The sequence below is a fragment of the Vibrio chemaguriensis genome (assembly GCF_012275705.1).
GTDB classification, from domain to species: Bacteria; Pseudomonadota; Gammaproteobacteria; order Enterobacterales; family Vibrionaceae; genus Vibrio; species Vibrio diabolicus.
Genome location: NZ_SHOE01000005.1, coordinates 123,948 through 137,291 on the forward strand (window position 1 = coordinate 123,948; position 13,344 = coordinate 137,291).

At 49.7% G+C, this 13,344-nt stretch carries 5 protein-coding genes; all 5 read left to right on the forward strand.

All coding sequences use genetic code 11. The features are described 5' to 3' along the window. The first annotated feature begins 101 nt into the window (after positions 1–101). Positions 102–2,933 (forward strand): GH92 family glycosyl hydrolase, encoded by a 2,832-nt coding sequence (locus EX191_RS07105; RefSeq protein WP_193447442.1) that lies wholly within the window; start codon positions 102–104, stop codon positions 2,931–2,933. A gap of 133 nt (positions 2,934–3,066) precedes the next feature. Continuing rightward, on the forward strand, positions 3,067–5,487 hold the full coding sequence (locus EX191_RS07110) for a GH92 family glycosyl hydrolase (protein ID WP_053812076.1): 2,421 nt from the start codon (positions 3,067–3,069) through the stop codon (positions 5,485–5,487). A gap of 47 nt (positions 5,488–5,534) precedes the next feature. Then, positions 5,535–8,240, forward strand: coding sequence for a GH92 family glycosyl hydrolase (locus EX191_RS07115; RefSeq protein ID WP_193447443.1), 2,706 nt, complete (start codon positions 5,535–5,537; stop codon positions 8,238–8,240). Between the two features lie 72 nt (positions 8,241–8,312). Then, the gene (locus EX191_RS07120; protein ID WP_193447444.1) at positions 8,313–10,769 is read left to right on the forward strand and encodes a GH92 family glycosyl hydrolase; all 2,457 of its coding nucleotides are present in this window, start codon (positions 8,313–8,315) and stop codon (positions 10,767–10,769) included. Between the two features lie 89 nt (positions 10,770–10,858). Then, positions 10,859–13,339 (forward strand): GH92 family glycosyl hydrolase, encoded by a 2,481-nt coding sequence (locus tag EX191_RS07125; RefSeq protein WP_193447445.1) that lies wholly within the window; start codon positions 10,859–10,861, stop codon positions 13,337–13,339. Positions 13,340–13,344 lie beyond the last annotated feature (5 nt).

Below are 13,344 nucleotides of genomic sequence, written 5' to 3' on the forward strand. Positions count from 1 at the left end.
AGAGCCCTTTCCCCCAAAGGGCTCTATTTCAAGTTTTTAAGTTTTAGTAATACCCCTGATTTTTTTAATTATACAACCCTACAATTTACAAGGCCTTAAAAATGAAATTCAAACCTTCCCTACTCGCTTGCGCAGTTCTCAGTGGTCTAGTCGGTCTGACAGGCTGTAACGACGACACAACCAACATTTATGAAGGCGGTGACACCAACCCTGCACTGCCGGATATTCCTGACGGCGGCAAGCCAGTATGTCCTCCAGTTGGCGATGGCGACTGTGATGACAAGCCAAACCCAGAAACACCTGAAATCGACATGGGCGTTCACATCCCAGTAGATTTCGCCGATATGGACGTAACACGCTACGTCAACCCATTCATCGGTACAGGTAACCTAGGCAACACCTACCCTGGTGCAACCACACCACACGGCATGGTGCAGCTTTCTCCTAACAACGGTTCTAACGGCTGGGAATACATTTCAGGCTACTACTACCACGACGCACGTACTTCCGGTTTCTCTCATACCCACCTTTCCGGAGCAGGTGCTGGCGACTTGAACGACATTCTCGTCATGCCAATCAACTCACGTTCGGATTTCATGATTGATGAAGGTTCGGCAACGCTAAACCTAGAAGCGTCTCGCTTCCAACATCGTGACGAGCAAGCGACAGCAGGCTACTACAAAGTCGATCTATTGGATTACGACATCAAAGCAGAATTAACGGCATCTGATCGCGTTGGTGTACACCGCTACACCTTCCCTCGTGATGAGAAGTCAGAAATCATCGTGAATACTGGCTTCAAAATTAACTGGGACTACACCTCAGATTCTTACTTGAAATGGGACAAAGACAACAACCGTCTTGAAGGTCACCGTTTCTCAGATGGCTGGGCACCAAGCCAAAAAGAATTCTTCGTAATGGAATTCGACCAACCAATCAAAAACGTTCGCTTTGCTTACTACGATAAAGAGCAAGGTCGTTACATGGACGTGCCAGAAGGCATTACGGAAATCGGTAACGAAACACGTGGCAAGTACCAATACGCGCGCGCTTACGTTGAATTCGACACATCCAAAGACGGCTTAACGGTTGAAGCGAAATTGGCGCTATCAAACGTTGAGATCGGCGAGAACGGCAAGTCAGGTGCTTCTCTTAACATGACAGAAGTTGCGGGCATGAACTTCGACCAAGTACGCGAAGCGGCAACGAAGAAATGGGAAGACGAACTCGGCAAGATCCAAGTCTCTGGCGACGAGGATTACAAACAGACATTCTACACCGCGATGTACCACTCGTACCTAGGTCAAACCATTCACTCTGACTTAGATGGTCGCTACCGCCAAGTTCACCAAGGTCGCAATGCATACCCAGATGGCAACACACCTTGGGGCGACAAGATCGATACGCTGAAAGAGTCAATCCGCACTGCCGATGCCAACAAAGATGGCAAAGCAGACTTCACGCGCTACGACACTTTCTCTTTGTGGGATACCTACCGCGCAGTTCAACCGCTGTCTTCGATTCTTGAACCTGACCGCCTAGCCGACGTGGTGCTGTCTATGCTGTCTTACGCTGAAGAAGAATGGGTGGACGACAAAGGCAACGTGCGCAAAGGTCGCCTGCCGGAGTGGACATTCAAAGGCAACGAAACCGGCATGATGATGGGCATGCACTCAACACCTGTGATTCATGATGTGTTGTCGAAAGGCTCACTAGAAAAACGCATGCTCGACCTTGGCTTCACAGAAGCGGAGCGCAAAGACGTTAAAGAACGTTTAGTTGAAGCGATGATCACAGACGCACGCGCCGCAACGAGCCAAGGCGTAGCATGGATCAAAGAGTACGAAGAACAAGGTTACGTGCCAGCGCAATTGCACGACACTCCACCAGATTCTTACGGCGGTCACTCACCATTTAAAGACTCTTGGACAGCATCTTACTCGCTTGAATACTCAATGAACGACTGGGCAATCGCACAATCGATCAAAGAAGTGTTCGGTGAAGAGGACCCACGCTACACCGAGTTCGCTAACCGTTCTAAAAACTGGCAAGCACAATTCGACTTCGGTGGTAAGCAATACCAAGGTTGGTTCAAAGCCCGTGACTACGATGGCGAGTTTATCGATGCTGGTTGGGTAGACCCAATCACTGGTCGCGCGGTGGGTAAAGACTGGCGTCCAGACATGTTCAACTGGTCATTCTCTGAATCGAACGGCTGGCAATACTCGTTCAGTGTTCAGCACGACATTCACGGCTTGATTGACCTGATGACACGCTTCGACAAAACACAAAACCCTGAAGCAGAACGCGGTGACTTGTTCGCAGCGCGCTTGGATGAGTACTGGTCAACCTACCCAGACCGCAACGCAGGCGACAACCAATTCCCAGTGTTCAACACAGGTAACGTTGGTCAGCACGTTCAAGGTAACGAACCAGATATCCACGTGCCGTACCTGTACAACTACGTAGGTCAACCTTGGAAAGGTCAGGCAGCCATCGCCGCAGCAACCAACATTTGCTACAAGAATACCGCTGACGGCATTTGTGGTAACGACGACTTCGGTACGCTCTCTGCGTGGTTCGTGTTCCGTGCACTTGGCTTCTACCCAGTGAACGCTTCTTCTGGCATCTACGAAATCGGTACTCCGCTGTTCGAAAGCGCGTCTATCGATGTCGGCAACAACCAGAAGTTCACCGTTACCGCGAAGAACGTTAGCCGCGAAAACATCTTCATTCAATCGGCTCGCTACAACGGCAAAGACTTCAACCGCACTTACCTAACTCATGACGAAATCATGTACGGCGGTGAGTTGGAGTTCGTGATGGGCGACAAACCAAATCAACGTTGGGGCTCTCTAGAGCAAGATCTTCCACCAGCACAAGGCATCGGTGAGTTCTTGCATGAAGACGAGATGCCAGCAGGTTCTCGTTAATCCCAATAGTGACAGCTCAGCCGGGGGAGCGCATCTCCCGGCTATCCCTACAAGCAAATTTTATAAGCAGTCCTTTAGAAACAGTCTCTTATAAACACTTTTTATATACGAATAACGACAAAACGGTATGCACATGTTTAAACGTAATCTTATCTCTTTGGCTATCCTGGTTGGTCTGACGGGTGGCTTGGCTGGCTGTAACAGCGACAACGATTCTTCCTCTTCACTGCCGGGCGATCCAATTGTTGATCTTGCGGTGTTGAAATACGTCGATCCTATGATCGGCACAGCGGCTTCTGGTCATACATTCCCGGGCGCGACGGTACCGGCAGGTATGGTTCAACTGTCTCCAGATACTTTCATCGGCTCTAACACTGATCACGAGTCAGGGCTTAACCCTTGGCACTCGGCATCTGGCTACTGGGATTCATCCAACTACGAAACTGGCGAAGTAGTTAACACTGACGTTCCGCTGTACGGCTTCTCCCATACTCACCTTTCAGGTACAGGCGCAACAGACTTAGGCGACATCTTGGTTCTGCCATACGCAGACATGGCGAACACACAACTGAACTCTTTCGACAAAGCCAATGAAGAAGCAAGCGCAGGCTACTACAAAACCAAGCTGAACCAAGGTCAAATCGAAGTAGAACTGAGTGCGACCAAACGCGTTGGTTTGCACAAATACACCTTTGCTGATGGCGCAGACCGTAACGTGAAGTTCGATTTAGGTCACACCCTAATGAACAACAACGGCAAGTCTTTGAAGAACAAAGTAGAAGTGGTGGACGAATACACCATTCGCGGTCGTAAAACCTCAACTGGTTGGTTCCAAGGGCAAGATCACCAAGGTCAAGACATCTTCTTCTACGCGAAATTCAACCAACCAATCGCCAAAGCACTGCTGGGCGAACAAGATCTAGAACCAACGCGCGAAATGCGTAATGGCGCGGTTTACTCAGGCGATGATCTTACCGCTTACCTAAACTTCGGCACAGGCGAAGAGCCAATTGAAATCCGCGTGGGTATCTCTCCTGTTAACTGGCAAGGCGCACAGAAAAACTTAGAAGCGGAAGCGCCAAGTTTCGACCTAGCAAAAGTAAAAGAAGACGCAGAGTACGCGTGGGCTGAGAAGCTCGCGAAAATCAAAGTAGAAGGTGGCACAGATGCAGAGAAAATCAACTTCTACACTGGCATGTACCACATGATGATCGCACCAATCGAGTTTTACGATGTGGATGGTCAATACGTGGATATGCTTGGCACGGTGCGCACACTGAAAGATGGCGACACACCAAACTACTCGATTTACTCAACGTGGGATACGTTCCGCGCCGTTCACCCAATGTGGACCATCATCGACCCAGACCAAGCCACGCTATACGTGAAAGACTTGATTCGTAAATCCAACGACGAGTTTGGTCTATTGCCGAAATGGGAAGGTCACGGCTCAGAGACCGGCACCATGATCGGCTACCCATCGGCAGCGATTCTTGGCGATGCGGTGACCAAAGGCTTGATTGATGCAGAGCAGGCTTACACGGCGTCGGTGAAATCAGCTCGATACAAACCGCATGAGTACCCACAGATTCATGACGACATCCTAAGCTCACTCATGGCAGGTCAGCTGAATTACCACGAGAAAGAACAGTGTGTTCGTTACCCGAACTGGAACTCAGTGTCGTACTCGTTAGAATTCTCATTCTACGATTGGACGATCGCAGAAATGGCAAAAGCCGCTGGCGATATGGACGCGTATGAAGAGTTCAAAGCTCGTTCTTACAACTCTTTGAAACACTGGGATGCAAAAGCAGGTAACGCAGATGGCACAGGCTTCTTCGTACCAACAGAGCTGAAAGAAGGCGACCCATGTGCACTGAAATACGCTTCAACTGACTTCGACCCTTACAAATCTGACGCGTTCTACTACACAGAAGGTAACGCGTGGCAGTGGCAATGGGCGTTCATGCAAGACTTAGACAAGCTGACTGAAATCATGGGCGGCACGCAAGGTCTGAACGACAAGCTGAACAACCTATTTACTGCCGATCCAAATGGCGGCGAAGCGCACCAAGACATGACAGGCTACATCGGTCAGTACATTCACGGTAACGAGCCTTCGCACCACGTCATCTACTTGTACAACCGTACTGAAGAGTCTTACAAGGCGCAGGAATATCTAGACCAAGTTTACGACCAGTTCTACAAGCCGACGCCAGACGGCATCATCGGTAACGAAGACGTAGGTCAAATGTCGGCGTGGTACTTGATGTCAGCACTGGGCTTCTACCAAATCTCGCCAACCGATCCAACCTACAGCATCGGCCGCCCAATCTTCGACAAAGCGACGGTAGACATTGGCTCTGGCACCTTCACGGTAACGGCTGAGAACAACGGTCCAGACAACATGTACATCAAAGAAGTAACCATCAACGGTAAGCCTCTGGATGTGTACAACACCTTCCAGCACAGCGAATTCAAAGCAGGCGGCGAACTGCACTTCGTGATGACGGCTGACAAGTCTGAAGCAATGCAAGCCAACCTAGGCGAATAATGATTTTGAGGGGACCTCGTGTCCCCTTTTCTCGTGGAATAAAAACAATGAAACTAAAAAGAACCCTACTCTCTACCGCAGTGTTAACCGCCATGCTTGGTCTTGCTGGTTGTGGCAGCGACTCTGATCCGGAAACTCCGGTTATCTCTACCCCTACTTTGGATTTCGTTGATACCTTGATCGGCACTAAAGGTCTTGGCAACGTTAACCCATCTCCAGTGATGCCAGAAGGTATGATTCAACCGTCACCAGATAACTTCGATCCAAACGGTTGGAATGGGAAAGGCTCGCCTGTTGAATACGATCCTGTGCACAGCCTGCTTTCTGGCTTCTCAATGACCCACATTTCCGGCGCAGGTAAAGGCGACCTAAACGACTTCGCATTCTTGCCATACACAGGCTTTAATACCGATGCCGTGACCATGGATAAAAGCTCGGAAGTGGCAGAAGTTGGTTACTACTCGGTTGACCTTGTTGAAACAGGTGTAAAAGCAGAACTGTCGGCAACCGACCGCGTGGCGTTCCAACGTTATACCTTCAAACCGGGTGAAGACCGCAAAGTACGTATCGATCTTCAACACGAACTGTTGGAACAATATGGTAACCACTCTCGCAGCATCTACTACAAACGCGTTAACGATAACACCGTTGTAGGCGCGCGTACCTCAAACGAATGGGGTCAATGGCAAACCGTGTTCTTCGCGGCAGAATTCTCTGATCCAATCATTGAAGAAAACCTGTACACCAAGCTTGCTTCTGAAAGCAAACTGACTCCAACTGACGCTACCGAAGTCGGCTTGGAAGATTACCGTGGTTACGCAGAGCACAAACCAATGCCGGGCGAACCAGAACCTGATCCAGAACGTTTGGCAAAACGCGCAAACGATGTCCTGACGCATTTGAACTTTGGCAAGAGCGATGAGCCATTGGTGGTCAAAGTAGCGATTTCTGGCACTGGCGTTGACGGCGCACTGAAAAACCTAGAAGCAGACACCAACGGCTGGGACTTCGACAACGTCGTACAACAAAACCGCGTGGCTTGGGAAAACATCCTTGGCGAGTTTGAACTGGAAGGTGGCAACAATGCCGACAAAACCATGTTCTACACCTCGCTCTACCGTACGTTCGTTGCTCCATTCCTATACCAAGATGTGGATGGCAAATACCGTGGCATGGATGGCAAAGTGCACCAAGCAGAAGACGGCTTAGTGAACTACTCAGTGTACTCAATGTGGGATACTTTCCGCGCCGCACACCCACTGAAAACCATCATCGACAAAGACCGCGCGATTGAACACGCACGCGATCTATTGAACAAATACCAAACGGGCGGCGTGCTGCCAAAATGGGAACTGCACTCGGATTACACCGGTGAAATGGTCGGTCATCCAGCGGTCTCGGTTATTGCCGATATCATGGTCAAACACCCAGAAGCCTTTACCGCAGCTGAGTTTGATTTGGCGTTGAAAGCCGCTGACGAAACGGTCAACTTCAACCTTGATAAAACTGAAAGCTGGGTGCCTTACCAAGACGCTTGGAACGGTGACAAACGCTTCACGGTCATGACGCGTCATAACGACTACCAAGAAGACGTCGGCTTTATTCCAGCTAACACCAAATGGGCGCCGGATTCTGGCGACAAACCGGGTTACGTGGAAGGCTTAAAAGTCGATAAATACGACGAGCTTGTGAACGAATCGGTGTCTTACGGTCTTGAGAACGCTTACTACGACTGGTGTATCGCTCAGATCGCTAAACTTGCAGGCAACGACCAACAGTACGACCGCTACATGGCACGTTCTGAATCGTTCAAGAACTACTTCGATTACAACCCAGAACAATACGGCAAACTGCAAGACACCAAAGGCAACGCATTGGGTGCAACGGGCTTTATGCGTCCGGCTTACATGAACAGCGGCAGCAAGGTTTGGGCAAACAACCTGAAAGCCGAATGTTTGGACGAGAACATGGCGCTGTCTATCCCAGACGGTATGGACTACAACACCTGTAAAGACCGCAAAGCACTCAACGAAAGTGACGTGTTCTGGCCTTACCGCGCCGAGCACCGTGGTGAAGACTTCACCGAAGGCAATACATGGCAATGGACATGGTTTGCACCGCACAACTTGAACGGTCTAGCTAACGTGATGGGTGGCGAGCACATCGACCGCACTGACTTCTCTCTTCCTGAAGACGTAACCGAACAAGGCAAAGCGGCATTCTTAGCCAACTTGAATGCGCTGTTTAATGCGGACTCCAACGCCGATACGAGCCAATCACACGACATGTCTGGCTACATCGGTCAATTCGTGATGGGTAACGAGCCTGATCACCACGTTCCTTACCTATACAACTGGACGGCGGAACCTTGGAAGACACAAGAAATTGTCGACCAAGCGATGAACGAGTTCTACCACCCAACGCATGAAGGTCTGATCGGTAACGAAGACGTCGGTCAGATGTCGGCGTGGTACGTGATGTCTGCATTGGGCTTCTACCAAGTCACACCGGGCGAAGCAAGTTACACCATCGGTCGTCCTTTGTTCGACAAAGCCGTGATTCCAGTCGCGGACGGTAAATTCACTATCACCTCAGAAAATAACAGCCAAGAGAGCATCTACGTGAAGTCGGTGACCATCAACGGCAAACAATTGAGTGACAACTTCAGCTTCGCGCACAGCGATTTGAAAGACGGTGGTGAGCTGCATTTCGTCATGACTTCAGACAAATCTGAAGCGATGAAAGCGCAGTAGTCGAGACCTATCCAAATAACGAAAGGGGGCATCTAGCCCCCTAAAAAACTTCACTTCAGTGGAACCATAAAAATGAAACTAAAAAGAACCCTTATCTCTACCGCTATACTCGCTGCCATGTTTGGTCTTGCTGGTTGTAACAGTGATGACGACAACAGCAAATCTGGTACACCATCCCTCGATACCACACTAACTCAATACGTCAATCCATTGATTGGTACAGGTGCAGATGGTCACACCTTCCCTGGGGCGGTTGTGCCTTACGGTTTGGTACAACTTTCTCCTGATACCGAAATGGAAGGCTGGGGCTCTGCTGCAGGTTACTTCGACCACGGTAAGCTGACTGAAATCCCAGTGTATGGTTTCTCCCACACTCACCTTTCTGGCACAGGCATTACCGACCTTGGTGATATCTTAGTTCTGCCTTTCACCAAGAAAGAAAACGCCGTTTTCAACACCTTCGATAAAGACAACGAAACCGCAGAAGCGGGTTACTACGCGGTTGAACTGAACAAAGGCGAAATCAAAGCTGAGCTAACTACCACGCAACGTGTTGGCTTCCACCGCTACACCTTCAAAGAAGGCACCACGCCACACATCAAGTTCGATTTAGACCACACCCTCAACAAAGGTCACTTCAACAACCGCACCATGAAGGGTGATTTAGAGTTCATCGACGCTTACACCATTCGCGGTTTACGTAGCTCGAACGGTTGGGCGAACAACCAGCACGTGTACTTCTACGCCACCTTCAACCAACCTATCGTCAAAGCCATCGCTTTGGTTGACGGCGCAGAAACGGAAATCGATGTAAACAACGACAACATCGACGCAGTGAAAACCATTGCTTACCTAGAATTCGCCCCATCATCAACACCGCTAGAAATCCAAGTAGGCTTGTCACCAACAGGCACAGAAGGTGCGGAGAAAAACCTAGAAGCAGAAGCAAAAGACGTGTCATTTGATACTGCGCGCGCTCAAGCCAACGACGCATGGCACCAAGAGCTTAGCCGCATGATGGTATCTGGCGGCACAGAAGATCAAAAAGAAATCTTCTACACCGCGCTTTACCACGCTTCTATCGCGCCAATGATTTTCCAAGATGTCGACGGTCAATACCCTGCGATGCGTACTCGCATTCAAAAAGACGCGGGCGACACACCAAACTACTCTGTGTACTCCATGTGGGATACCTTCCGTGCAGCGCATCCACTGAAAACCATTATCGATCCAGAACGTGCCGAAGAGTTTGCCAACGACTTGATTCGTAAATACGAAGATGGTGGCATCTTGCCGAAATGGGAACTGCACAGCCATTACACTGGCACTATGATCGGCTTCCCTGCGGTCTCTATCATTGCTGACGCGATGGCGAAAGGTTTGGACATCGACCCACAACTGGCCAAAGAAGCGGCTGAGTTTACGGTGCGTTACCACGAGGCATCTGAATTCCCAGATTGGACGGAAGACAACAACATCGGCGCAGCAAACGTTGTGCAAGTGAAGGTGTACGAAGAAAACGGCTTTGTTCATCACGGCTACTGGAACAGTGCATCTTACACGCTTGAGTTTGCATATGGCGACTGGGCAATGGCAGAAATCGCGCGCATGGCTGGCGATGTAAAACTGCAAGAAGAGTTTATGACTCGTGCCGACAACTGGCTTAACCATTGGGATGCAGAGACAGGCTTCTTACGTCCGAAAAACCACCCGCTGAGCTCATCACCAAACAAACCGCCTTTGGAGTTCAACCAACCAATTGATGAAGAGCGTTTGGATGAGTGTGAAATGGTTGAATGGCCTGAAGGCTCAGGTGTGATGAAAGAGAAATGCCCACTGCTACCATTCGACCCTTACTACGTGGACGAGTTTGCCTACACCGAAGGGAACGCGTGGCAATGGAAGTTCCAACCAATGCACGATTTCAACCGTCTGAAACAAGAAATCTACCAAGCAGACTTGGCACAAGGCAAAGACACCACGCCAGAGAAAGCCTTCCGTGAAGACTTGGACGAGCTATTCAATGCGCGTTCTTCAAACACAGGTGAAGAGCTGCCAGATCTAACGGGTTACATCGGTCAGTACATGCACGGTAACGAGCCATCGCACCACATTCCTTACCTATACGCGCTAACGGATGAGCCATGGAAAGCGCAAGAGTACCTAGACCGCATCATGTCAGAGATGTACACCAGCGAACCAACTGGTTTGATTGGTAACGAAGACGTAGGTCAAATGAGCTCTTGGTACTTGATGTCGGCCATGGGCTTCTACCAAGTGACGCCTGCGGATCCGGTCTACACCATCGGTCGTCCTATGTTTGATGAAATCACCATTCCAGTGGAAGGCGGCGAATTCACAGTCATCGCAGACAACAACAGTCCACACAACAAGTACGTGAAGTCCGTAACCATCAACGGCAAACCGCTGGATGCCAACTTCACCTTCAAACACAGCGAAATCAAAGTGGGTGGCGAGCTTCACTTCGTCATGACGGGTGACAAGCAAGAAGCGCTTCAAGCTCAGTAACGTTTTATTTAATTCGTGTTTAAAGAATAAACAGATAGATTAACTCAGAGGCAGGACGTAACTCGCTTCCTGCCTAAGGAATCAAGATTATGAACTTTACGAAAACCGCTATCGCCACCGCAGTGATTGCAAGTGTTATTGGTTTGGCTGGCTGCAACGATGACGACGATAACACCTCACCAAGCGTCGATACTTCCAACCTAAAATACGTCGACCCATTCATTGGAACCGGCTTTAACGGACACACCTTCCCGGGGCCTGTTGTGCCAGAAGGCATGGTGCAACTGTCTCCAGATACCGAGCTGATCGGCTGGCACTCTTCATCAGGTTACCACTTCGATAAAAAGACCCTATTTGGCTTCTCCCACACTCACCTATCTGGCACGGGTATGGGCGGCTTAGGTGACATTCTGTTCCTGCCGTTTACCGAAGATAAAGCTAAATACATCGAAGACAGCGACGACTACCGCGAAGCGATTTCGGTCAAGATGGACAAAACCTCTGAAGTGGCAGAAGCAGGTTACTACTCTGTGAAGATTGCAGAAAACGGCATCAAAGCTGAGCTTACAGCTTCTGAACGTGTCGGCTTCCATCGTTACACCTATCCGCAAGGTCAACCACAACGTCTGAAGATAGACCTCAACTCCATCCTTAACAGCGACTGGGGTTCGACCTCTCTGCGCAACAAACTGACGGTGAGCGAAGACGGTCATACCATCACGGGCGAGCGCGATGCAGCGCACTTCTCTGGCTGGGCGAAAAACCAAAAAATCTTCTTCTATGCGACTTTCGATAAGAAGATCAAAGACGTCTACATCCTTGCTAATGGTAAGCCTGTTGACGGCCTAACGGCAGAGCACGTTTCTGAATTGATTTACGATGACCAAGGTAATCCAGTTAAGCGTGTCAAAGCGGACGTCACTGCCTACATCGAATTTGAAGATGAAGGCTCACAAGAATTGAATGCGCAAGTGGCGTTATCTGCGGTTGACCCACAAGGCGCAGAAAACAACTACGATGCCGAAGCGAATGTCTCTTTCGATACTGCGCGTAACAACGCACGTGAGAAATGGGCAAAAGCACTCAACTTCTCAATTGAAGGGGGCACGGAAGATCAAAAAGAGATCTTCTACACTGCGCTTTACCACACCAAGATTGCGCCTATGGTGCATCAAGATGTAGACGGTCGATTCCGTGGCATGGGCAAAGGCTCAATTCGTGAAGGCGAAGGGGAATACTCCATCGCTTACGGTCAAGCAACAGAAGAACAGCCAAACTTCTCGGTTTACTCTCTATGGGATACCCAACGCGCATTACACCCACTAAAAACCATCACAGAGCCAACCCGCGCGGTGCAATACGCGAAGAACCTAGTTCAGAAGTACACTGAAAGCGGCTTGCTGCCGAAATGGGAGCACTTAGGTGACGAAACCGGCACCATGGTAGGCTACCCAGCGGTAGCAGTGATTGCGGATGCAATCACCAAATTCCCAGAAGAGTTTACTCAACAAGAGAAAGAGCTGGCACTGAAAGCCGCAATCGACTCTTCGACTTACGACAACTACCCAGCACTGCAAGCCGATTGGGATCAGGGCGTATTGGATCGCACTTTAACCAAGCACATCGACTACATTGAGAAAAACGGCTTCACGCCAGCTATCCAACGTGTCGATGGTGAGCCAGTATTTGAAGACTACACGGTTGAGTCTGTTTCTTACGGTCTGGAAAACGCATTCTACGATTGGGCTATCGCACAAATCGCCAAAGCGGCCGGTGATACTCAAGCAGAAGAGCAATACCTTGAACGCTCGAAAGGCTACAAGAAGTACTTCGATTACAACCCAACGGAATACGCAGAACATGGCGTGACGGGCTTTATGCGCCCAGTGATGATTGATGAAACCTTCATGACGCCATTCGACCCATACGGTACGGAACACGAGACAGGCAACTACACCGAAGGTAACGCGTGGCAGTGGACTTGGTTTGTACCGCATGACATCGCAGGCTTAAAAACCATCATGGGTGGCGATGCTGAGTTCCAGAAGAACCTAGAAGCCACCTTCACCGCAGAAAGCCAAGGCACAGAAACACCGGATATGTCTGGTTTGATTGGTCAAGTTGCGTTTGGTAACGAGCCTTCACACCACATTCCTTACCTATTCAACTGGACCGCAGAACCATGGAAGACACAACAAGTCGTCGACCACATTCTGGATGACATGTATTTCGCTGCGCCAGAAGGCGTCATTGGTAACGAAGACGTGGGCGCAATGTCCGCTTGGTATGTGATGTCTGCATTAGGCTTCTACCAAGTGAACGCAGCAGAACCGATTTACACTGTGGGTCGTCCGCTATTCGACAAAGCGGTGATTCCGGTTAAAGACGGTACGTTCACCATCACCACAGAGAATAACGCCGATGACAACATGTACATCAAGTCTGTCACCATCAATGGTAAAGCGTTGGATAACGGTTTCTTCTTCGACCATTCCGAGTTCAAACCGGGTGGTGAGTTGCACTTCGTGATGACGGGCGACCAATCTGAAGCGATGAAAGCGCCTCAATAACCTTC